This window comes from Euryarchaeota archaeon (assembly GCA_016207515.1).
Classification (GTDB): domain Archaea; phylum Thermoplasmatota; class SW-10-69-26; order JACQPN01; family JACQPN01; genus JACQPN01.
Genome location: JACQPN010000021.1, coordinates 42196 through 65231 on the forward strand (window position 1 = coordinate 42196; position 23036 = coordinate 65231).

The following is a 23036-nucleotide window of genomic DNA, read 5'->3' on the forward strand; positions in this document are numbered from 1 at the left end:
GCATCCGAACCGTGGGCGCCGCGCTTTTGCCAACCCCTAAATAACCCCACCTTGATAGCGGCGCGACCCATGGTGGAAACGGCCGAGGCTACGTCTTCTCCCCCAACGCCCATCGACTTCAACAGCGACGTGAAGCCCGCGCTCTTCATGGCGGTCCTTTTTCTCGTTGCGCTGTCGCTCGCGGTCGCGATCACGCCCATCTATGTCGATCAGGGCCTCCAGCTTACCGACGATCCGCAGGACGTCGTGAATCCTGCGATATACCTCGTGTTCGTGATCGCCTTCACGGCCGTCATCCTCGTGATTGTGAGACTCGGCCGTGAGAAGGTCGTGAAGTACATCATCCTGGGCGCGGTGTTCACGTCCATCAATTACGTGTTCTGGCCGCTCCTGAACCTCGTCACACGCGCAGAGGTCGCTGGAGTGAGCATCGCCCTTGCGGTTTCCATCGTCCTCTCCGCCGCGATGGTCATTCTATTGTACTACTACCCCGAGTGGTGGGTCATCGACGCGGTCGGGGTAGCCGTCGCGGCCGGTGCCGCGGCGCTCTTCGGGATCTCGTTCGGGCTCTTGCCTTCGATCCTGCTCCTTGCCGGTTTCGCCATCTACGACGCGATCGCCGTCTATCGCACGAAGCACATGATAGACCTCGCCGACTCCGTCCTGGACATGCACCTGCCAATAATGCTCGTGGTGCCGAAGTCGAAGGGCTATTCGTTTCGCAAGGAAGCGGCGAGGTTGAAGGAGAAATTGAAGGAAGGAGAGGAGCGCGACGCCATGTTCATGGGGCTCGGGGACATCGTGATCCCGGCCGTGCTCGTGATATCGAGCATCCGGTTCCTGCCGATGTTCCCGGCGAACGCGGCCGACGTCTTCGGCATCGCGCCTTTCATGTTCGTCGCACTCGGGACGACGGTCGGGATATTCGCCGGTTACGCGCTCCTCATGTACTTCGTGTTTTCGGGCCGTCCACAGGCTGGCTTGCCGAGCCTCAACGGTGGAGCGCTGGTCGGTTTTCTCCTGACTGCCGTCCCATTATATGGTCTAGGGCCGCTCACCAGTTTCAACCTAGGATTCTGACCGCGGACGAGGTCCGGGTCATCGCTAGGTTGAATGCGGCGATGTTCGCCGCGGCGGCATCCTTCGCCCTGCTGAGCGCTGTCAGCGCGACCCGTAGGGGACGCCTGCGCGCGGCCGTACACCGCACCGGCGGAGCCCCCACGAGGAACGCGCCTTTCACATGCACAGGCGCCTGACGGGCGATGTTCACCGTCTGTACAAGCGCTTCCACTGATCGGACTCGTAGAGTCTTACCATGGAAATACAGTGTTCCACCCCCTGGGGCGGTCGTTTTGTGATTCCCGCCGCGCGGCGTGCTAGAGCCGCTCGGCTATCATCATCGCGCCCCAGACTATTGCCGCGACGCCCGTTAGGGTCTCGAGGGTCATGAGACGCACGAGAAGCAGTATGCCCAGAAGGATGAGCACGCCGCCCGCGATCTCTCTTGTCAGTCCGTACTTCTTTGCAGTTCTTTCAACGGTAGCTTCCATGTTGTTTGCCACCGGCCCTGAAGCGGCGCCCGAGGCTATAAGAGGGTTCCGGGTCGAGGTTCGAAGGGTCTAGTGATGATACATGAATCCCACGGCGCCAGAACATGGTACAAGTAGGCGAAGGCTGGATATGTACGGAAAGGTATCAACGGTGCCGGTGGCGACCTTGGTTGATGGTGCGTGATGGCAAGATGAGGGGAAAGATCGCGAAGCCTTACGGCACGTCGGATTCCCGCGCGGCGGATTCCCAGGTTGGCAAGGCGTCGGTGAGTCTCTACAACGAAGACTGCGTCGCCGGCATGCAAAGACGCCTCAAGCCACGCTCCGTGGATGTCGTGGTCACATCTCCACCGTACAACCTCGGCATCAAGTACGGGACCTACGTGGACTCCGGCTCGCGCTCCGAATACTTGTCGTGGCTCGGCCGCTTCGCGATCGCGTTGAAGGAAGTGTTGGCCGATGAAGGATCTTTCTTCTTGAACATCGGGAGCAAACCGTCGGATCCTTGGGTGCCCTTCGAGGTCGCATCCGAGATGCGAAAACACTTCGAACTCCAGAACGTCATCCATTGGGTCAAGTCCATCGCTATCGACAAGGACGCGGTGGGAGATTACGACGTGCTCAAGGGAGACGCATCGTTTGGCCACTTCAAGCCGATAAACAGCCCCCGGTTCCTCAACGACTGCCATGAATTCATCTTCCACTTCACGAAGACCGGTGGAGTGCCGCTCGACCGGCTCGCGATCGGCGTCGGGTACCAGGACAAATCCAACGTCAGGCGATGGAAGGGCGCGGGAAACGACGTCCGTTGCCGTGGAAACACCTGGTTCGTCCCCTACGAGACGATCCAATCACGCGACAAGGACCGGCCGCATCCGGCGACTTTTCCCGTGGAACTGGCCAGGAAATGCATCCTGCTCCATGGAAAGGAGAGGACCCGGCTTGTGCTCGACCCCTTCCTTGGCATCGGCAACGCCGGGCTTGCGGCCGCGTCGCTCCAAAAAGACTTCGCCGGGTTCGAGATCGACAAGGACTACTTCGGCACGGCGGAAGCCGCGATACGCGGTCCCAAGGGCGATCTCTAAGCGTCGAAGCTAGGCTATATTCTCCTTCTTCGCGCATTCGGGGCAAAGGTTGACGCGCTCCCCGCCCGGTCTAGTTATCCTGTACTTTACCGATGCCGCCTCGATCATCTTTCCGCAGTTCGCGCAATTGTGCATGGCTTCACCGTGATGAGAGCAGGGAGGCGCCTCGGAGGCTCTCCGCGACGAGTTGAACGATGTGCTTCACTTCTTTCTTTCCGTCCATCCGGGTCATTAGCTGCATCTGGCAGAAGGGGGAACTGGTCACCACCGCGTCCGCGGCCCCGGACTCGATCTTTCCGCAGGAGGCCTCGAAGAGCTTCTTCGAGACCTCGTCTTTCACGAGACCGTAGCCTAGCCCTGCTCCGCAGCAGCCCTGTTCGTCGGTCGTGGGGAGCAGTTCCACATCGGGAAGCGACTTTAGTAGTCGCAGAGTCTCCTTCCCATCGCCCTGCGCGCTCAAAGCACAGGGCATGAGGTAGCGGACCTTGCGTTTGGGACCGGTCCGTTCCGGGAACTTCACCTTCGCCTCGTCCAGGAAGAATTCGGCGAAATCGTAGACGCGTCGAGCCACTGCACGGGCTTTTTCCCTGTATTCCTCGTCGTCAGGAAATAGCGTCTCGTAGTGGCGGAGCATGTAAGCGCACTGGGGCGCCGTCGTCACGATCTTTTCGTGCTTCAAGAGGCTGTCGATGTTCTCCTTCGCGTGCGCTTTCGCCTCGGTGGTGTGGCCGAAATTCAATCGGGCGGCCCCGCAGCATTTTTGCTTTGGCAGAGCTAGCTCGACGTTCGCCTTGTTGAGGATCTCCTGCAGGTCCTCGGCCACCCCCGAGATGAGGAGGTTCTCGCAGCAACCGTAGAAGTACGCGGCCTCGGCGTCGCGCTTGCGCCGCGTCTCGCCCAGCGTCTCGACCCGCTGGGGGACGCGCGCCTTTCCGGCTAGCGTATAGACGATGCTCGTCGCGAAGCCGCCGTCGTCGGTCGTCTCCACTATCTTTGCAAGCGGTGTGGGATACCTCGCTCTCGATTCGAGGATCGTCTGCGGGACATCAACGCCGGTGGGGCAGGCGGGTAGGCACAGTTTGCACTCGATGCAGTAATCCGTGAAGCCGCGGCCCGCCGCGTCCTTCTCGCTCGCAAGGCGCACCCAACCGCGCGGCCCGTACTGCTCCTCGTTGAAGATCTCGTGGACGGGGCATGCGTCGTTGCAAGCGCCGCAGCCGATGCAGGCGCTCGTGGACTTGAAGGCGTCGAGCGCGATTTCGCCGCCCGCTCCCGCCCACAGGACGTCAGGGTTGAGGATCCCGGACGGGTCGATCAATCTCTTCGCTTCAAGGGTGAGGGCGGAGGGCTTCTCTCCGTTCCTTTCGGCCGAATACCGTCCGCTTCCTCCGAGGGGGCGGTGCCGACCGCCGTACTCGATGGCGCGTTTCGAAAAGCGGTCGCGCGTCTCGACCGATTCCTTGAGCGATCCGCCGTAGAGCGGGATGACGAGAGTGGTCTCCGTGCCGAAGACGGCGTAACTCGGGACGAGGTTCTTCTGCTCTTTTCCCACGGCGTCCGCCGTCTTGATGAACGCGGACAGTTTGTCGGATGGGATCTCGTATGCACCGAGGGAGAACGGCGCTTGCCGTGACTTGCGCCCGTTCTGGTGAAGGCCGCGCAACGCGATCCTCGCAAGCGAGTTGAAATCGTCAAGGTCCTCGGGCGTCCCGGCGCGCGTCTTCTCGGCGAGTCTGAAAGAGGATAGTTTCGAATCGATGGTCGGGGGAAGGTCGCCGAGGTTGTCCCCGAGGAATTCCGCGACGATGAGTGCCTCGCACGTCTTGTCCACTTTGAGGCGACGCCGGTCGGTCGTTTCAAGCGCGTTCTGGTCGAGAAGTTCCACGGAGGTGGCTCCAAGCCCAGCAAGTTCGCCCCCTACCTTCGCCGCGTCTTCGATGCGGGCAGCCTGCACCACCGCCATGACTTCCTGCTTCGGCCTCTCGAGAAGGCGCAGCTTGATCTCCGTGACGATGCCGAAAGTGCCCTCGGTGCCGACGAAGAGGCGGGTGAGGTCGGTCTTTCCGCCGGCCGATCCTGCCTGGAATTCCGTGACACTGGCGAACCGCCCGTCTTTTCGGGCTTTCTGGGCCTCGCCCGCTGCGAGTTTCGCGACCGCCGCCGCAAGTGCGGGTTGGCCTTCCATGAGCGTTTGAAGTTCTTCTGATTTGGAATCGAATTGCCGCGCGACGATTTCCGCGCCCGTGGGGAGGACGACCTTGAGCTCAAGTACGAAGTTCCCGGTCGTCCCGTACTTCGGTGAGCGCGCGCCGAAGGCGTTGGTCGCCACCATCCCGCCGATGGTGCAATACGGAGCGCTCGCGGGATTCACAGGGAAGAAGAGCCCGTTCCTTCTTGCCGAGCGCTCAAGGTCGGAAAGACGCGCTCCAGGTCTCACGCGCATCGTCTTCTCCTCCTTGTTGACCTCGACGACGCCGTTGAATTTGGAGAATTCCAGTACGATGCCCGTCCCGATCGCCCCGCCGCCGAGGTTCGAGCCCGCGCCCCGTGGGGTCACGGAGATCCCTTTCGCGGCCGCGAACACGACGACCTTCTTCACGTCGTCGGCTTCGCGCACGAAGACGACGGCGCGCGGCTGGATCTGGTACGGTCCTGCGTCGGTGGAGTACGATGTCAGCGTTCCCGCGTCTGTAGCGACACGGCCTGGGGCAAGAAGCGCCTCCAACTCGGTTTCCAATGAAGACAACTGGACCGCTCTGCAATCCAATGATGGTCTCGCCTTTAAAACTATCGCGGCCGGGAGCAAGCCCGTCGCAAAACGCAGTCGCATTCCAATCTTTGCGCGCGATAATAGTCGGGGCAGATCGCCGCGGCCTTCGATTCAGGTCTTCAAGTCGTGACAAACGGTTAAATCGGTCCCCTCTTATTGCGCGCTGGTAAGCCAATGTCCAAAATAGGATTCGTCGGAGCAGGCAAGGTCGGCGCGTCGGCGGCGTTCTCCCTCATCCACATGATGGAACCCGACGAGATGAGCATCGTTGACATCGTGGAAAACCTTGCCACGGGCGAGGCGATGGACCTCAACACCGCCGCGGCCGCGATGGGGAAGAAGACCGTGATCCGGGGCGGCAAGGACTACTCGCTCCTCGCGGGGTCTGACCTCGTGGTGGTCGCCGCCGGGTTCCCGAGAAAGCCGGGGATGACCCGCCTTGACCTACTCACCAAAAATATCGACATCACGCGCGACGTCGTCAAGAACATCGTCGCCCACGCTCCCGCGGCCCACATCTTCTACGTCGCCAACCCCGTCGACGTGTTGACGTATGCCGCCTGGAAGATCAGCGGCAAGCCCCGAAACGAGGTCTATGGGATGGGGGCCTTCCATGACACGGTGAGGCTTTGGGACGTCCTTCGGGACAATTACCACGTGAAGTCCCCCGACGCGTACATCTTGGGCGAACACGGGGAGACGATGTTTCCCGCCCGCTCGGTCGCGAACGTCGGCTCGGCGAAGGTGGAATGGAGCACTATCGGGGAGACCGTGCGCGGCCGCGCCGCGAAGATAATCGAACTCAAGGGCGCCACGTACTTCGCGCCGGCGGTAGCCATCGCCATCCAGGTCAAGTCGGTCCTGAACAACGAGAGGCGCCTGCTCCCGACGAGCTGCGTCCTGCAAGGCGAGTATGGGTTGAACGACGTTGCGATCGGCGTGCCCGCTATCCTCGGAAGGAACGGCATGGAGCGCGTTGTCGAGCTTCCCCTCGACAAGGACGACGCGGCGCACTTGCACAAGAGCGCGGCGGCAGTGAAGGAAAAGATAAACGAGGTCGCGGACAAGATCAAGGCGTAGGCACGCGCTCGTAAAGCCGGTCGCCGTGCGCCTCGTCGCTTTCTTTTGGTCGACATGTCCACGCCGAGGAAGACAACTTCGCCTTTTCCTGGCCCCGGTGTCCTTTCCCTTCGGGAGTGCGAAACCTTGAAGTCATCCCAAGCATACTAATGGCCGGGCTGAAAGAGTGGCAGGGTATCCCTTAAGAAGTATCGGAACGGCCGGTAGACATCGCGCTGGCCTTGCGGTTTTCATCGCCTTATTCCTTCTAGCGCCCGGCTCCTTCGTCCTTCCCGCTGCCGCAGACTCGTCGACCGTCGCTTCCGGTTCGTTGGCGACCGGGCGAAGCCATTTGAGCGCCGTCTGGACCGGTGCTGTCGCCTACATCTTCGGCGGTTACGAGGGCGGGATAGGGAACGGCGTGGACGACATAGTGAAGTACGACCCCGTGGCGGATTCGGCGACCGTTATCGCGTCGGGCTTCCCGTCGGTCCGGTACGGGACGGCGGCCGCCTTGTCGGGCAGCGACGCCTACATATTCGGCGGGTGGAACCGGAACGAGATCTTTCGGTTCAACACGACGACGGAGACGGTCACTCAGATGGCAGCCCATGTGCCCTCCTTCCTCGCGTATTCGCACGCGGTCTCCGTCGGGCCCGACATCTATCTCCTCGGTGGCGCGACGAGTTACTACGCGCTTCCATACATCTGGAAGTACACGCCATCGACGGACACGCTCGTCGAGATGGGCGGGCGCCTCCCCATCGGGACGGCCCAGGCGGCCGCATTCTGGGACGGTAGCAACATCTACGTGGTCGGTGGCAGAAACGACACTTCGACACCATTGGCACAGATCCAACGGTACAACCCCGCTACCGACACGGCAAGTCTCGTCGCGGCGCTTCTTCCCGGGACCAGGTACGGGGACCAAACGGCCTGGGACGGCACCTACGCCTACGTCTTCGGCGGTTGTGGGACGCAATGCTACACGGCGCAGGTCGCGAGGTTCGAACCCTCCACGGGGTCGCTCGTGACCATGGCGTCTCCACTTGCGCGGAGCATGGGCCACGGGGCGGCCATCTGGAACGGCACGCGTGCCTTCGTCTTTGGCGGGTGGAACGGCTCATCGCAACAGACACAAATCCAATCCTACGTCCCCGCGCCCGGAGCGCCCACCGGAGTTGCGCTCGCCAAGGGACCGGGAATGGGCCAATTGACGCTCTCATGGGAGGCACCGGCAGCGAACACTTACGGCGCGGCGATAAGCGCGTATCGCGTCTACCGCTCGGACTCGCCCGGAAGCGAGGTCTATGTGTCCTCCACGCCCGTGACAGGGTTCACGGATTCGGGACTTGCGCCGAATATCACGTATTACTACCAGGTCAGTGCCGTGAACCCAAGCGGCGAAGGGACACTATCGGTCGAAGCGAGCGCCCGGACATACGCCGAGGTCCGTCCGGGGTCGCCGGCCGCGTTCCAGGCCGCGCCGAGTGGCGCCGGTCGAGTGCTTCTCACGTGGCTCCCACCGCCACAAAACGACGGCCCACCATCGACGGGGTACCTCATTGTCCGCTGCGTTGACGACATCTTCTCTGGATGCTCCGATCGGCGCGACATCGACATCGGGGATGCGTCGATGTACGAGGACACGGGCGTCGCATCTGGGCTGTATCACTATTATCTTCGTGCGAAGAACCTCTATGGCGCCGGCGCGTTCGTCGACGCGAGGACGATCGCGGCTGGCTAGGCGGCCTAGAAAACGCGTTGATTGCGCAAGGTGGCCTCAGCCCCACTCGTACCCGACGCCCTTCCCGCCCGCCGGGTGCTCCCATCTCGTCTTCCCGACCACGGCACAGGTGCCACATTCCACACAAGGCTGCGTGTCCAGTACAACGAATTCCTTCCCCCCCGCCTTCTCGATCCTATAACAACCTCTGCTCGAATCCGGGCTCGAAACGGGGCACGCTGTCACGCATCGCCCGTTCACGGCGATGGAGTCGTCAAGCATCTCGATGTGGGCCTTGCCGATGTCGGTGTCGTACTTGAGGGCCCCGATGCGGTCGTCGAGGCTACGGAGTTTCAACGGCGGCGCGTCCTCGACGGGTGTTCCGTAGTTCTTCGCAAGAAGTGTCGGGAGCGTCACGTATGTGAACCGGGTGTCCGGTGCCGTGAGCGCCTTGTTGTAGTTGCCCATGAGCCCTTCGACGAACTTCGCAACGGGCTTGATCTTGATGAGGAAAGGGAGAAACGGTGCTCCGAATGTCGCTTGAAGCGCCGTGACCTTGGCGCCGATGCTTCGGTACTTCTTGAGTTCCTTCGCCATGGGCGTTTGCTTCAGCCATGCGGCATACGTAGGGCCCGCTGCGGTCGGCTTGCCTTCCTTCTTTGCCTCGATGTAAGCTTGGGCCGCGAGTATCCCCGCCGTTATCCCGTGGTTCATCCCCTTGATGATGGGGCCCGCCGCCTGCATCTGCCCTGCGGCATCGCCAACCGCGACGAGGTTGCCGCTGTAAGGCCGCGTGAGGAGCGCTTTCTTCCCGTCCGGGATGAGCTTCGCCGAGTACTCTGCCTCGTCGTAGTAGCCGCCAAGCCACTTTCGGAGGAGCCGGTGTTCGAGCATGGTGTCGAGCAGTTCGTGCGGCGGCCTGCCGTTCTCCGTGACCGAGTCGAGGTGGAAGACGGTGCCGATCGACAGCGAGTCCCGGTTCGTGTAGAGGAAGCCGCCTCCGCGCGCTTTCCCGAAGATGTCACCTGCGACAAGATGCGCGGCACCTTCGTCGGAGCGGAGGCCAAAGCGCTCGTTGATGCCTGCTTCCGGCATCTTCACGACGACCTTCACGCCCTGGAACCATTTTTCTTCCGTGCCCCAGCCGCGTAGTCCCGCCTGGCGCACGAGTTCCGATGTCGCTCCGTCGGCGGCCACCACGAGATCGGCCTTTATGGGGTCGATCGAGTCCGTCGTGACACCGACTACCTTGCCATCTTCCATCAACGGGCCCGTGACGCGCACGTCCGTGAGAAGGCCGCCGCCGGTCTTCTTGCACTCCTTGTGGACCTCGGCCGCTAGCCACCGGTCGAACTTGCCGCGTAAGATCGCGTAGGACCATTTGGTGTTGTGGTCGTGGAGTGGTTCGAGGTCGAGCGTCTTCACCTTGTCGCCCGACACCGCGTGCATCTTGTACGTCGTGATCGCCCGCTCTACGGGAGCGCGCGTGTGGAAATCGGGGATCAAGTAGTCGAGGTTGTACCGGGTGTTCGTCTGGCCATAGAGGATGCCGCCCGTTGCGTTTTTTTGCCCCGCGAACTTGCCGCGCTCCAAGACGAGCGTCTGGATGCCGCTACGCGCAAGTTCAAGTGCGGCGGCCGCCCCAGCCGGTCCCGCCCCCACGACGACGGCTTCGAATCGTTCCATCTATCTTCCTCCTTTCTTGGCTTCAAGCGAAGAGATGAGGCGGGGAAGGACTTTGAACAGGTCGCCGTGCACGTAGACGTCGGAGAACTCCTTGATAGGTGCGTTCTCCTCGGTGTTGATCGCGATTATCGTCCCCGACTTGTCCATGCCTTTCTTGTGCTGGATGGCGCCCGAGATGCCCACTGCGATGTAGAGACGCGGTTTCACCATCTGCCCGGTCTCCCCTATCTGGCGCACTTCTTCGACGAGGTTCTTCAACGACGGGTCCACTTTGTACTTCGCCGTGACGACGCCACGGGAGACGCCCATCTCGCCGCCGACCGTCTTCGCAAGCCGTTGGCCGAGCTTGATCCCCTCGTCGGGGTTCTCGGCTATCCCTCGACCAATCGATACAAGGACGTCGTACTTCGTGAGATCGATTCCCGTGGTGAGCCGTTCCCTCTTCACGATGCGAACGCGCAAGTCCTCGGCCCCGAGATTGAATGCGTGGTTCACGATACGGCCCTTGCGGGAGGCTTCTCGCGGAAGTGCGGCAAACGAGCCCGGGATGACGGAGCATGCCTGCGGCCAGTACTCCTTCGTCACCTTCCCGTCTTTACTCACATTGTCCAGGCAAAGGATGGTGGACCACTCGAAGCCCGAGAAGTCCGGCCTCTTCATGTTGAGGACGCGTTCGAATATGACCTCCGCGCCGCCGGTCTTGAACGGGTGCTTGATCTTCACGTCCTCGATGTAGAGCTTGTTGCAGTCCGAGGCGCAGCCAGATTCCAAGACGGCCAAGACCGTCGCGGAGAGGTCGCGCCCGTTTATCGTTGCGGGAAAAAGGAAGTATCGCGGTTTCGAGTAGGCCTTGTACTCATCCGTGCCGGTGGACATCTGGCCGATTATCGTCGTGTAGACCTCGGTGCGCAGGAATTCTAGTTCCGCGTGATCGCTCGTGTACACGACGTCGGCGCCCCGCTCGATAGCCTCTTGGCACAGTGTGTCGGTGTGGTGGCCGAGGACGACGGCAACCACTTTCTCGTCGGCATGGTAGTCGCGGTTGTAATTGTCCATCAATCGGCGCGCCTCGCCGAGCATCTCGAGCGTGACTTGCAGGAATTTCCCGTTGTGGGTCTCGGCGAACACCCACATGTCGGCGTAGCGGCCGGCGGGCGGTGTCACACGTAGTGGTGCGCTCTGTACGGCCGGCGGGGCGGGGGCAGCAGGTGTTCCCGCAACGGGTGTCGCCGGCGTGGCCAGGATAGGAGCGCCGCTTGGTATTGTCGGTGCCGCCGCGGCCATCCTAGTGGCCTCCCTTTGTCACCGGTGTTGCGGGACCTTCGAGGATGGCGGTGATCCGCTTCACGAGCACGTTAAGTTCCTCGTCGCTTGTGCCGTTCAACACTTCGGCCGTTCGCTCTCGGGGCGCTTGGGGGATCGGCTCCACCATCTTCACGATCGTAGGCGAGCCGAGCACGCCTATCTTCTCGTCGGCGAGTTGGAGGTCTGCGGCGCTCCACACCTTGAAGACGGGGTCGATGGTCTTCGCTCGGCTCATGGTCTCGTCCTGGAGGTTGAGGAGTTTGAGGCGGTGGGTGGCAAGCCTGTAGTTGGTCTTGAACTGGGGGTCGGTCACGACGAACGCGGGAAGCGGCGCCTCGACCTCTTCGATCTCGCCGTACACCGTCCGCCACGCGCGCACCAGGCGTCGTTTCTCGTCGACTTCGAGCTTGACGACGTGTGTGAGGAGCGAGTAGCCGAGTTTCCACGCGGCTTGGGGTCCGGTCTGGCCGGTCTCGCCGTCGGCGGACTTGAACCCTGCGATTATGAGGTCGATCTGTCCGGACCCGTTCGGTGCTTGGCAGGACTCCGCGCCGATCTTCTTGACGCCGGCCGCAATCGTTTCGGCCGTCGCCAGCGTGTCCGCAGCGCCCATTTTGCGGTCAGAAAGAAGGTAGGCCCGGTCCCCGTAGGTCGTCATCGCCTCTTCGAGGACCTTCTTGTAGTTCGGAGGTCCCATCGACACGATGTGCACGGTGCCGCCGTACTTCACCTTCATCTCAAGGCACGCGTCGAGCGCGAACTTGTCGTTCGGGTTGAGGACGGTGGGGGTGGAGCCGCGATCGAGCGTGTTGTCATCCTTGAACTTGACTACACCTTCGCGAAAATCCGGGACGCCTTTCACGAGCGCGACGTAGTTGAAAGCCATGACAGCACCGTTTAAAGCCCCAAGAGGAAGGGCACAAGCCGCGGGAATCGTCGACAGCGTTTTAATGTTTCGCAGGTACGGCACCCTTTCGCCGGCGCGCACACCGGGTGTGCGCTCGGCCGGGCGCACCAAAAGTGCGCCACGGCGCCAAGCGCGAAAGCGCGCCCGGAAAGGCTCCTGCCTGCCGTTCCGCACGAGGTTGGCTACCCTAATATCCGGGATGGGACCGTTTGGCGGGACGCGAGTCATTCCATCTTCACAATCCGCAACATACATACAAATAGGTACATCTTTGAGGCGGTGCGCAAACCCTTTCGCCAAAACATTCAAGACGCCAAGGGGCGACTCCTGTCCGGCCCCATGCAGTCGATGCGCCGACATCGGCGCCCACTTGGTCAAGTCGAGAGGGGCCCGCAAGAGGTCGGAGAGGAGAACAATGTCTACCAAAGGATTCCTGTCAGGGCTAATCTGCGCGGTCGCGGTCGTCACCGCCGGTTGCGTGCAATCAGACGTGACCGCGGACGACGCCTCGACAAGTACGATATCGACCAGCAGCGCTTCGTCGCACCAATCCAGCGGCGGCACCCAAGTATCCGTCGACGCGGAAGGCGCCAACGTGACCGTCGGAAACGAGTCGACCGAGGCCGCGGCTCCACAAAAGGTTCGGAAGGAGGAGAAGCTCGCGTTCGAAGGGAACACAGGCGTCGGGGCGTGCCTTCCCTCTGGCCTCGGAAGTTGCAGCGGGCCGGGTGTGCCTGGCACCGGCAACGAATGGTACCTTCCCAAGCTCACCGGCCGACCCGTCGCCGCAGAAGTGGCGATGACCTGGATGGCGACGACCCCCGCTTCCGACCACCTTCGGCTGACCGTCGGCGCCGCCTACACATGCGGGCAGGGTGGCCAGTGCCTCGACGGGGTGAAGACGGTCGGGGGACCATCCCCGCTCATCATCAAATTGGAGGGGCTCATGCTCAAGGAAGGGCAATCGCTTGGCTTCGTCGTGTCGACCATCTCGATGACGCCAGACCCCGTCTACACTTTCGTGGATGCAGGGCAGGATTTCATGATAGCGGGGACAGCGATCGTCGAATCCACGTCGTGATGCCCGCGTGTCTGGCGCTTCTCACCACGAATAATCCTTCGACAAGGACATCGCCCGATATATCGTCTTGATCTCCTTGTACTTCCCAGGATTGAGAAGCGCCGTGAGAAGCACCGGGATGAGGTAGCGGCCCCGGCTCGAACCCTCGCCGAAGACGAGCGTCGTGGGGAGATACCTTGCGAGCCTCACCATCTCGTCGTTGTCCATGTCGATGAGGTACTTCACGGCGTTCTTGAAGCTCGGGTCCATGATCGGATGCGCGAAGACACGTGATTGGTAGTCGGAGAGCCGGTCCGTTGCGATGCAATCCGCGAGGATCTCGCTCGCGAGTATCACGGCAGCAATGCCGCCCTTCGTCACCGGGTTCGTGAACCCCCCGGCATCGCCGGCGAGCACGATGTTCCCCTTCTGGCACATGTTGCCAGAGAACCCGATCGGGTACGCTTCCTTCACTTTCACGCGCCCGCCCACGTTGTAATGCTTTGAGAAGGCGTCGAGCCGGTGCCAGTCGTTACCAGTGTCTGCCAGTATACCGACGTTCAGCACATCGCCTTTCGGGAATATCCACGCGTACTCGCTGCACCAGCGCTTGTCCGTGTAGAACTCGAGGCGGTCTGTCTTGTAATTGGAATCGACGATCCGGTATTGGATGCCGAGTTTCACATCGACTTCGCCGCCGATGAATGCCCGCACCTTCGAGCCGGGACCGTCGGCGCCTATGAGGACATCGTACTGCATCCTTGCGATGTCATCGGCGCCGATGCGCTTTCCCGTGACGTACTTGCCGCCGCGTTTTTGGAACTCTGCAGCCATCGCGGGGATCCAGTCGCATCTTTCGATGGTGTAGCAGCGCTCGTTGATCTCGATCTTCCGTGGCCCCGGGTACCACCAGACGGCGCCGGGAAACGATTGCGACGTGTACGGGAACGAGTCGAACGCCTTGAAGCGGGCCAGGTTCTTGTGGGATATCCCTTCGCCGCAGAGCGTCGTGTACGCCTCCGGCGCCATCTCGTAGATCGTGATGTCGTATGGCCGGCCCGAGGCGTGCGGCCGCTCCATTATCTGGAGGGCGTTTATGAGCCCCGCGAGGCCGCCTCCGACGATCTTGATGTCAATGGGCTTCGCCACGGGAGCGCGAATCATCGAAAGGGGTATAATTGCTTATTCAGGCGCTCGCCCCGGTCTCTCGGGACCCGCGCGTCCGGATCGCAAGGGTCGATCATCCTCCCCTGCCTGTTCTCATTCGTCGGCGTTGAAGAACAAGGGGACGAGGAGCAGCCCGAGCCCGAACCAGAGGATCGAGATTATCAGGAGCTCCAGCGAGAACGATATGAGGTAAAGGTCGACGGCCAGGCTTGCGAAAGGCAGGCCTATGAAAATCAGGACGAACGCGAGTTTGGAGTCGGCCGCCACGGTATCCTCAAGTTGCGGCATAGAGGCGGTTCGTTTATCAACGTTTCGCAGCGGGACGCGGGGAAGAGCCGGGCTTCCCCGCACTTCGCCCCTCGCAGGCGGGCCTTTTCCCCCTAAACCGTTAAATCCAACCTCCTTGTTGGTTCGGCGATGCCGCGGAAGCTAGAGCGGATAGTGCTTGCGACGCCCTTCCTTCGGGACGGGTTCGGCATCGAGACGCGCGTTCGCGAGCTCAGCCGGAACCTTCCAAGCTCCATCGACTCCCGGATAATCTGCCTCCAGCAGACCTCAAGCCTCGAGCGCGACGCGAAATCCTACAAGGCCCCGCGCCTCATCCACAGCCTTTCGTCGAACAAGTGGACGCGTTTCTCGTGGCCCGCCCGGGCCCTTCTCAACACGTACTACCGCCGGTACCTCTGGGACGCCGACGTGATAGACGCCCAATACTACCCGATGACGCACCTTCCGAAGAGCGGACGGCGCAAACTCGTCATCACGTGGCACTCCGTCACCTTCCCGCACCTCGTCGAGTCCTTCGAAGAGGCGAAGGTATTGAAGAAGGAGTACTACTCGATGCTCCGCCAGATGAAGAAGGCGGACCTCGTCATCTCCGTGAGCAAGTACGGGGAGCGTGAGATACACGAGGTCGACGACTCGATCCCCGTCGAGGTCGTGCCGAACGGCGTAGACACGGACGCCTACAAGTTCAAGCCCTTCGAGAAGCGCGGCAAGACCATCCTCTCCGTCGGCCGCTTCACGCCGCACAAGGGCCACGACGACGTCATCGTCACTTTCAAGCGCGTCCTAGACCAGATGCAGGACCCCGAGCTTCGCCTCATCATCGCCGGCTCCATGCACAACCCCGCCTACTTCGAGAAATTGAAGGACCTCGCGAAGTCGCTCGGCCTCATGGAGGACAAGAAGCCGCGCGTGAGCTTCCTCACGAACGTGAACAACCTCACGATGCCGAAGATATACCAATTGGGCGACATCTTCGTCTCGGGCTCGAAATGGGAGGGCTTCGGGATGCCGATGCTCGAAGCACAAGCATGCGGCCTGCCCGCCCTTGGCTACGACATCTGTTCGCACTCGGAAGTCGTCGCGGACACGTCGTGGCTCGCCCCGGAACTCGACGTCAACGGTCTTGCCGACAGGTGCATCGAACTCCTTGAGCAACGGGGCCGGTACGAGAAAGCGTCGCTCATCTCCCGCGAATTCGCCGAGGAGTATTCGTGGAAGAAGGTCGTGAAGAAGTACCTAAAGACGCTAGAATCGAACCTCGGCTACGCGCCGCAATGACGGGGGCGTCCGTTTCTTTCCCCGCGGCGTCCGCTCGTCGGGCGCGCGTGTCGCACCGACTCCTGATCTTTCAAGGCGCGATGTCAGTTATCGCGTACTGGCGTAATACCGTCGTGGCGTCGCCAAGCGCCACCGGGGCGCCGTCGCGTAGGTAGAGCGCCTTGTTGCAGTACTTCTCGACCGCCTGCCAATCGTGGGAGACGAAGACCATGGTCCCGCCGCCCGCCCTGAACTCGTCGAAGAACTGGAGGCACTTCTCCCGGAACTGGGCATCGCCCACGGCCAGGACCTCGTCGACGAGTATTATCTCGTTCCTGCTCTGCGCCGCGACGGCGAACGCCAGGCGCATCGTCATCCCGGCGCTAAGGTTCTTGAGCTTCGCCCGCCTGAAGCGGTGCAACTCCGCGAAATCGAAGATGTCGTCCAGGTGGTCTTTGACCTCGCGCCGACGAAGCCCGATTATCGTGCCGTAGAGTATCGCGTTGTCCTCCGCCGTGAGATCGGGCTGGAACCCGACGCCGAGCGCGAGAAGCGGCGTCATCCGGCCCTCCACTTTGATGCGCCCCGATGTCGGGCGGAGTATCCCCGCGATGAGGCGAAGGAGTGTCGACTTCCCGCCACCGTTACGCCCCACGACACCCAACGAGTCGCCAGATCGGAGGTCGAACGAGACGTCGCGTAACGCCCACACCTGGTCGGCGGTCGCATCGCCCTTGCGCTGCGCCAACGACTCGAAGAACGTCGTCTTCTTCTCACGAGGGATAAGGAAACGCTTCGAGACGTTCTCGGCGACGATTCGTGCCATCTTCACACCTCCTCCGCCATGCGCGGCTCGAATTCCCTGAATAGCGCGTAACCGATCACGAGCGTACCGATTGCGATGAACATCATAAGAGCGACCTCCAACACCGCCGGCACCGTGCCATGAAGGATCACGTCCCGTAGCGCCGTGAAGAGATGGGTCAGGGGATTGAGCTCCAAGACCCACCGGACGGACACGGGCACGAATTCGAGGGGGTACAGAATGGGGGTCGCAAAGAACCCTGCTTGCAAGACGACGCGCCAGATATGCTGGATGTCGCGGAAATAGACGTTCAACGCCGCGACCATCAGGCTCACGCCGAGCGTGAACGCGAAGAGGAACAAGACGAACAAAGGCGCAAGAGCGCTCACGAGTCCCCCGGCCCCGAGAGCGAACACGAACACGAAGAGTATCCCGAGTTCCAGAAGCGCCGTCACGAGGGCGGAAAGGCAGGTCGCCGCCACGATGTACTGGCGGGGGACGTAGACGTGCTGCACGAGCCACGGCCTACCGGTGAGGCTCACGACCGAAAGCGATGTCCCGATCTCGAAGAGTCGCCAAAGGATGATCCCGAGGAGAAGATAGAGTTGGTAGAAGCGCTCGGTCTCCTCGAGGCCCCGCATTATCTGGCTGAAGACCACGTACAGTATCGTGAAGACCAACAAGGGCTCGAGAAGCGACCAGACGAACCCCAACGCCGAGTTCTTGTACCTTATCCGAAGCTCTGCCATGGTGAGCTCGTAGATGAGGTCCAAGTGCTGCCCGTTCACGGCGGGAAATCCCCTCTCCCCTTCTTGAGCGTAATGGAATAGAAGTTATAGGCAGAGCCCATAGTGCAAACGAAGGCGTGTGAAAAGGAAGCTCGCGATCGCCCTCCTCATTGCAGTCGTCGTCTATTCGTTCGCGGTCGCGCTCTCCGGAGTGCCCTCGGCCGGGCTTCCGACCCCGCGCCCGGAGACGATCGGCCTTTGCATCGCCATCGTCGCGATCTCCTACGAGGCGCGGGCCCTTCGCTGGGCGGCGCTACTACGCATCCTGGGAGTCCAGGTGTCCATGCTCGCGGCCCATCGCTCGTACCTTGCCGGCCTCTCGATGGCCGTGACGCCGGGAAAGGCCGGTGAACTCCTGAAACCGCATCTACTCGCCGAGAAGGAAGGCGTCAGGATCGAGAAGAGCCTCGCGTGCCTTCTCCTTGAAAGATCCACGGATCTCTTGTCGGCCTTCGTGATCCTTGCATTGGTTGCGACGACGTTCAACCTAGGCCTATCGGCCATCGCGGCCCTGGCCGCCACCTTCACGTTCGTCCTTTTCACGAGCTCGGGGAAGTTGCGTATGCTCTTCGGGTTTACTTCGCGCGTCAAGGCGCTTCGAACAGTCTCGGAGGCCGCCTCATCGTCGCTTTCGGAGTTCGAGATCCTGTGCCGCCCCCGCCCATTCATCCTAGCGCTGCTCATAGCCTCCGTGTCGTGGCTCCTTGAAGCGTCCGTGCTCTACGTATTGCTCCGTGAATTAGGCGCGGCCCCGACGCTTGCGATCGCGGTCGCCGCCTATTGCCTAGGCTCCATCGCCGGCGCCGTGGCGTTCCTCCCAGGCGGCATAGGACTAGCGGAAGGCGGGATAGCAGGCACTCTCGTGGTACTCGGCGTCGGCGCGGCCCCAGCGGTTGCCGGCGTCATCCTCGTCCGGCTGTTCACGCTGTGGCTGCCGTTGGCCGTGGGGACGTTTGCATTGATGCATTGGGTACGACGGGACATCTATGGAAAACTGGGCCTCCGGCGGGATTCAGCGACGCCACGTCCTGAAGAACAGGTCGACAAGTGACCTGTGACGCCTCACCCGTTTCGCGCCAAGAATCTATAAATACGCGTCGTCGGGTCGAGTAGGGTCAAGATGCGCCGGCCCACTTCCAAGGAGATAAGCGGTTTCTACAACGAGCTCTACTCGCACCTTGACAACGCGCACGGCGACCCGACGCTTTCCGATCGCGAGTTCGACGAGGCGCTGGCATCGAAGACAAACTATGCGCTTCTCAAGATGACGTGGTGGGAGAAGAAGGCCGTGCGTCGCATCCTCAAGCGGATAGGCGCCAAAGACAAGCGGGTGGTAGACGCGGGCTGCGGTCCCGGGATTTTGTGGCGGCGTTTCATCAAGGACGCCCGCCCCCGTGAACTTTTCGGCCTCGACATCTCCTTGACTTCGATGAAGGCGTTCGGGGCGGCCGGAGGCCAAGGCGTCGCCGGCGACATCCAAGCGCCGCCCTTCAAGCCCGCATCCTTCGACGTCGTCATGTGCCTTGACATCGTCGAGCACGTCGTCGGGAACCGCGCGAAATCAAAGATCCTCCTCGAGATGGGAAGACTCGTTCGCCCGGGCGGAGTGCTCATGGTCTCGGTGCCGCACATCATGCCCATGCCGAGGGCCTTCCGGTTCCTTCGACGAAAAAGCGGCCCCATCCGCGAAGAGTTCGCGAACCGGCTCCGTTCGCGCGGGCATCGCTTCGACGCCTTGTTTGCCCCGCTCTTGACCCGCGTGTTCTGCGTCACCGACGACCTGCAGCGGTTGGGGCTCGTGAAGGCGCGCACGGCATTCTTCGACGACGTCGGCAAAGAAATCGAGATGAGATGGCGCATCCCCATCCACGACGAGCTCGAACACGACCAGTGGATCTCGCTCTTCGAGGAAGCGGGGTTTCGCACGCGTGCAGTGGAACCTGCGGGCCTGCTCGTCCCCGACATCGAAGCCGTGGAAGGATCGCGATGGACGATGTACATCTGGCAGATCGCGCATGCCGTGTTCTCGACGCTCTCGCGCGACGCCCGCTACTCGTTCCAACTCATCGCACTGCTCGAACCGACGCCCGCGTTGAGAGAGGTCGAAGACGCGGTCGTCCCGTTCCCCCGCGAGCCGACGCTTCAATCCAGGACGGACTTCGAACTCCTTTCTGGGTTTCCGACCGAAGACCACGCGTGGGTGAGCGCCTACGACGCGGCCGTGGCGGCCGGCGCGCAGATCGAAGTGGTCGCCGCGCCTTCGGAGTTCAAGGCGTTGCTCCGTTGGGCGGTGGAGCCAAGTGCGCTTGAGATAGGAGGAACGGCGCTTCTTGACAAGAAGAGCCGGGCACGCGTCACGATGGCGATCATCCACAAGGGACGCCTTCCTGACTACCCGGGCCCCGTTCTTGACGAGATACGACGCTCCTTCCGCCTGGTATATGCAAACGAGGTCTTCGCGATCCTCTCGGCCGACCCCACCGCCCCGACGTTCACGCCAGCGGAGAGCGATCACGCGCGTTCCTTCGAGATCTTGGCGCAGCGGTCGATGGACGCCGCGACGGGAACGCAGAAAGCGGTCGCGCCGGTCGCCCAAGTCTAGCTGAGCGCGGGCCGCGCCGCACGTAGTCCGACCCTTAGCCTGTTCACGGGCGACTCTACGAACGTATAGAAAACGGCCGAGACGCTTGCGCTCGCCAGGAACTGGACCAAGAGGAACCCCAGTAGCCCGAAGGCGGTCGCGCCGGGGACCGAGTGCACGAGGAACAGGCCCATCGGGAAATGGAGCAGGTACGTCCCATAACTCGTCTTGCCGGCCGCTGTCGCAAGCCTTGATCCCAAATGGGGCCCGACGTGTCTTTCGCCGACGGCCAGGGCAAGGACGGTCCCCGAGAAGAACAAGGCCAGAAGCGGCCTCAAGAACGGATCCGCCTCGAGCCCTTCCGTCCAAACCGGTGAGAGCGTCGAGCGCGAATCGATGAACAGGAGCGTCGCGGCCGCGCCCGCAAGGCTGCCAAGGAAAAGCCTCGTCGGGGAGAGACCGAATGGCGTGCGTGACTCGTGCGCGAGCCGGGCCGCCGCCGCACCCAACGCGAAATGGGCGAGAAAGCCGGGCACCGTGCCCGCGAGGACGAACGAACGCACCGGATCCAAGGGATCGTTGGTCGCCGCCCTCCAGCCCACCGTCGAGACGACGCCCGCCAAGACGAAGATCACCCAACTTTTTTTCCTCACCTGCGCCACGATGAAAGGCAGGATCAAACACGCTTGGAACTCGACGGCAAGGGTCCAGTACACTGGATTGACGGAGAAGAATGTGGCCGCGTCGAGGTTATGGATGAAAAGCAGGTGAAGAAGGAGGTCGGTGGCCGGGACCCAGGCTCCGGATACACTGGGGGCGAGTATCAGGGCAAGGGGGATGGAAAGTGCGAAGGCGGGGAATATGCGAAGCCACCGGCTGACCATGAAACGACCCAATAGCCCCCGGCCGCCTGTGCGCTGCCCTTCGTAGAGCAACGCACTGCCCAGCAGGAATGCGCTTAGGACGAAGAACAGGTCCACGCCGATCCAGCCTCGCGCCAAAATTCCCTCTAGAAACCCCGGTCGCCAACTCGGATCCGTGAGGGAGAAAAGGTAGACGCCGTGGAAGGCCAAGACGGCCGCGGCCGCTACCCCGCGAAGACCGGAAAGCGCTGGATACATTGGTCGCGATCGAAGCGGGGACCCTGATGAGGCGACGACCGGCTCGCGAGTCCCGGAGTCCACCCCCCCGCAACCCGTGGTCCTCCCATAAAGGCGTGGCCCCGTCGACTCGCGTTCACGGCGCCCGCCGTGAACCTATAAATACGGTGCCCTTCGTAACGGAGGCCATCGTGTCAGAGACGTCGATGGTCGCGGCGCAAAAGGAGGTCGCCGCCCGCCGGACCGCTGCCCTCTCCGTCGAGGCCGTCATCGAGTACGCGGCAAGTTATGGGCACTTGAAGGGCCGCACGGTCCTTGACGTGGGTTGCGGGCCCGGGATCGGTGCCATCCACTTCCGTTGCCTCGGCTATTCGGTCGTGGGACTAGATATCGATCCGTCCATGTTGAAGGCGGCGCGGGACCTCGGCGTGGAATGTGTGCGCGGGGACGCGCAGGCGCTTCCGTTCAAGACGGCATCGTTCGACAACGTGCTGAGCTTCCACGTGATCGAGCACGTGTCGGCGCCCGACACGATGGTCTCCGAGATGCGGCGCACGGCGCGTGGAACGATCGCGATAGTGACTCCGAACCGCGACGGGCCGCATCGCGACTCCGATTCGCACGTGCACGAGTTCGGCCTCGAGGACCTCGCCGCGGTCTTGAGGGACGAGTTCGGCGACGGTTGCTACACGATCTCGCCCCTTCGCAGCTACTTCTACGTCTCGAACGACGACGCGTTCGTCCCGAAAACGCTCCAATCGGCCGCGAGGGCGCTTTTCGAGCGAAACGGTCCGGCCGGGTTGTTCGCGGCAGGTTTCAGCGACGTGTCGGCGGACCTGGCGCTACGGGACCCGTTCTGGCGTGCGGCGCTACGCCGTGTCATGCGGGAGCGCTCGCCCGGCGAAGGCGTCACGGGAAACGTCGTGATACGCAACTACATCGCCGACTATTCCTGGCCATTCCGAGTGGACGACGAAGTCGTTTGGGTCCTTGTCCACAAGGGCCACTTGGAGCGGCTCACGCGTTCCCACGTGGAGGCGATCTTCTCGGCATTCGAACCCGTGCTCGCCAACGAGGTCTTCGTCCTCTTCGCGCGCCCCGGGAGAAGCGAGACCATCGTGCCCGGAGACGAGCATTACCGTTCGCTCGTCCATAAACTGGTGGAACGCGGTTTCACCGTGGAATCGCCGCCTCTTTACGGGGTCGAAGGCGAAGAGATCGCGAAGCCCGCCTGAGGACGGCGAGGGGAGCGGCCGCGCCACGCGCGTCCTTGGACCACACTTTTCCGGGAATACCGCTAGCGGAGGCGGGTCAGCGGCGCTTCCAAGACGCGGGCGTTCGGCGCCTTTTCTCCGCAGACGTCCCACTTCTCGCCCCAAGAGCGCATCGCGTGGAAGAGTTGTTCCAGCTCCTGGCCCTTCACCGTGAGGTTGTACTCGACGCGGATGGGTGACTCGCTGTGGACGGTCCTGACGACGAGTTCCTTGGTCTCAAGGTCGGAGAGGCTTTCGGACAGGACCTTGGCTGATATCCCTTGTACGCTGCGCTTCAACTCGTTGAAGCCCTTGCCGCCTTTTGTGAGTTCGTGGAGGATGATGAGGTACCACTTCTTGCCGATGATCTTGATGGTCTCAGTGACGGGGCACGCGTCGTTTTTCGGTTGGCTCGTGATCAGTTCCACCTTCACCATGGTGACCCGGTTACGGTAACCTCACCGGCCATATTTAAAATATGGTTTGGAAATCAGGTTACGCTGCGAAACCGAAACTCGTCGTGGTCGTGGGACTGGCGGCGGAGGCAGCGTTTCGCATGGGCGCAATCACTCGTACGACCGCGTGGCCGCAGAATCCACTGCCGCCTGGTGCCTCGCCAACGCCAAATATGTCGCTATTGATTCAAAAG

The 23036-nt window shown here is 62.1% G+C and carries 20 protein-coding genes; 9 read left to right on the top strand and 11 right to left on the bottom strand.

Annotated features, from left to right (window positions below; all coding sequences use genetic code 11):
- Positions 1–69: 69 nt before the first annotated feature.
- Positions 70–1080 (top strand): hypothetical protein, encoded by a 1011-nt coding sequence (locus tag HY556_08735; protein ID MBI4393863.1) that lies wholly within the window; start codon positions 70–72, stop codon positions 1078–1080.
- 296 nt (positions 1081–1376) lie between these two features.
- On the opposite strand, the gene HY556_08740 is transcribed toward HY556_08735, so the two are convergent.
- A complete protein-coding gene (locus tag HY556_08740; GenBank protein MBI4393864.1) occupies positions 1377–1562 on the bottom strand; it encodes a hypothetical protein in 186 nt (61 codons plus the stop codon).
- Between the two features lie 179 nt (positions 1563–1741).
- Between HY556_08740 and HY556_08745 the strand changes: the two genes are divergently transcribed.
- Positions 1742–2635: a site-specific DNA-methyltransferase gene (locus HY556_08745; GenBank protein MBI4393865.1), complete on the top strand. Its 894-nt coding sequence runs from the start codon at positions 1742–1744 to the stop codon at positions 2633–2635.
- A gap of 139 nt (positions 2636–2774) precedes the next feature.
- Here HY556_08745 and HY556_08750 read toward each other — a convergent pair whose 3' ends face one another.
- Positions 2775–5372: an FAD-binding oxidoreductase gene (locus HY556_08750; protein ID MBI4393866.1), complete on the bottom strand. Its 2598-nt coding sequence runs from the start codon at positions 5370–5372 to the stop codon at positions 2775–2777.
- A 207-nt stretch (positions 5373–5579) separates the two neighbouring features.
- Between HY556_08750 and HY556_08755 the strand changes: the two genes are divergently transcribed.
- On the top strand, positions 5580–6485 hold the full coding sequence (locus HY556_08755) for a malate dehydrogenase (protein ID MBI4393867.1): 906 nt from the start codon (positions 5580–5582) through the stop codon (positions 6483–6485).
- 331 nt (positions 6486–6816) lie between these two features.
- A complete protein-coding gene (locus HY556_08760; GenBank protein MBI4393868.1) occupies positions 6817–8211 on the top strand; it encodes a fibronectin type III domain-containing protein in 1395 nt (464 codons plus the stop codon).
- A gap of 36 nt (positions 8212–8247) precedes the next feature.
- Here HY556_08760 and HY556_08765 read toward each other — a convergent pair whose 3' ends face one another.
- From HY556_08765 to HY556_08775, 3 genes are read right to left on the bottom strand one after another with little or no spacing between them, the layout of a single operon-like run.
- Complete coding sequence (locus tag HY556_08765; protein ID MBI4393869.1) at positions 8248–9876, bottom strand: FAD-dependent oxidoreductase; 1629 nt, start codon at positions 9874–9876, stop codon at positions 8248–8250.
- Entirely contained in the window at positions 9877–11160 is a 1284-nt protein-coding gene (locus tag HY556_08770) for an electron transfer flavoprotein subunit alpha/FixB family protein (protein MBI4393870.1), read from the bottom strand.
- Between the two features lies 1 nt (position 11161).
- On the bottom strand, positions 11162–12067 hold the full coding sequence (locus HY556_08775; protein MBI4393871.1) for an electron transfer flavoprotein subunit beta/FixA family protein: 906 nt from the start codon (positions 12065–12067) through the stop codon (positions 11162–11164).
- Positions 12068–12503: 436 nt separating this feature from the next.
- Here HY556_08775 and HY556_08780 point away from each other — a divergent pair, with 436 nt between their 5' ends.
- On the top strand, positions 12504–13169 hold the full coding sequence (locus tag HY556_08780) for a hypothetical protein (GenBank protein ID MBI4393872.1): 666 nt from the start codon (positions 12504–12506) through the stop codon (positions 13167–13169).
- A 21-nt stretch (positions 13170–13190) separates the two neighbouring features.
- On the opposite strand, the gene HY556_08785 is transcribed toward HY556_08780, so the two are convergent.
- Positions 13191–14297, bottom strand: a complete 1107-nt coding sequence (locus HY556_08785; GenBank protein MBI4393873.1) for an NAD(P)/FAD-dependent oxidoreductase — start codon at positions 14295–14297, stop codon at positions 13191–13193.
- A 111-nt stretch (positions 14298–14408) separates the two neighbouring features.
- Positions 14409–14603 carry a hypothetical protein gene (locus tag HY556_08790; protein MBI4393874.1) on the bottom strand — a complete coding sequence of 65 codons (195 nt, stop codon included), beginning with the start codon at positions 14601–14603 and terminating at the stop codon, positions 14409–14411.
- Positions 14604–14732: 129 nt separating this feature from the next.
- Here HY556_08790 and HY556_08795 point away from each other — a divergent pair, with 129 nt between their 5' ends.
- Positions 14733–15881, top strand: coding sequence for a glycosyltransferase family 4 protein (locus HY556_08795; protein MBI4393875.1), 1149 nt, complete (start codon positions 14733–14735; stop codon positions 15879–15881).
- Positions 15882–15951: 70 nt separating this feature from the next.
- Here HY556_08795 and HY556_08800 read toward each other — a convergent pair whose 3' ends face one another.
- Positions 15952–16686 carry an ABC transporter ATP-binding protein gene (locus HY556_08800; protein MBI4393876.1) on the bottom strand — a complete coding sequence of 245 codons (735 nt, stop codon included), beginning with the start codon at positions 16684–16686 and terminating at the stop codon, positions 15952–15954.
- 2 nt (positions 16687–16688) lie between these two features.
- Positions 16689–17453 (bottom strand): ABC transporter permease, encoded by a 765-nt coding sequence (locus HY556_08805; GenBank protein ID MBI4393877.1) that lies wholly within the window; start codon positions 17451–17453, stop codon positions 16689–16691.
- A 79-nt stretch (positions 17454–17532) separates the two neighbouring features.
- On the opposite strand from HY556_08805, the gene HY556_08810 reads away from it, so the two are divergent.
- Both HY556_08810 and HY556_08815 read left to right on the top strand, forming a co-directional pair.
- Positions 17533–18504 (top strand): flippase-like domain-containing protein, encoded by a 972-nt coding sequence (locus HY556_08810; protein ID MBI4393878.1) that lies wholly within the window; start codon positions 17533–17535, stop codon positions 18502–18504.
- A gap of 213 nt (positions 18505–18717) precedes the next feature.
- Entirely contained in the window at positions 18718–20055 is a 1338-nt protein-coding gene (locus HY556_08815; GenBank protein MBI4393879.1) for a class I SAM-dependent methyltransferase, read from the top strand.
- Here HY556_08815 and HY556_08820 read toward each other — a convergent pair.
- Complete coding sequence (locus HY556_08820; protein ID MBI4393880.1) at positions 20052–21218, bottom strand: acyltransferase; 1167 nt, start codon at positions 21216–21218, stop codon at positions 20052–20054. The genes HY556_08815 and HY556_08820 overlap by 4 nt on opposite strands.
- Before the next feature lie 107 nt (positions 21219–21325).
- Here HY556_08820 and HY556_08825 point away from each other — a divergent pair, with 107 nt between their 5' ends.
- Positions 21326–22369 carry a class I SAM-dependent methyltransferase gene (locus HY556_08825; GenBank protein MBI4393881.1) on the top strand — a complete coding sequence of 348 codons (1044 nt, stop codon included), beginning with the start codon at positions 21326–21328 and terminating at the stop codon, positions 22367–22369.
- A 62-nt stretch (positions 22370–22431) separates the two neighbouring features.
- Here the strand turns inward: HY556_08825 and HY556_08830 are convergent, their stop codons facing one another.
- The gene (locus tag HY556_08830) at positions 22432–22824 is read right to left on the bottom strand and encodes a helix-turn-helix transcriptional regulator (protein ID MBI4393882.1); all 393 of its coding nucleotides are present in this window, start codon (positions 22822–22824) and stop codon (positions 22432–22434) included.
- Positions 22825–23036 lie beyond the last annotated feature (212 nt).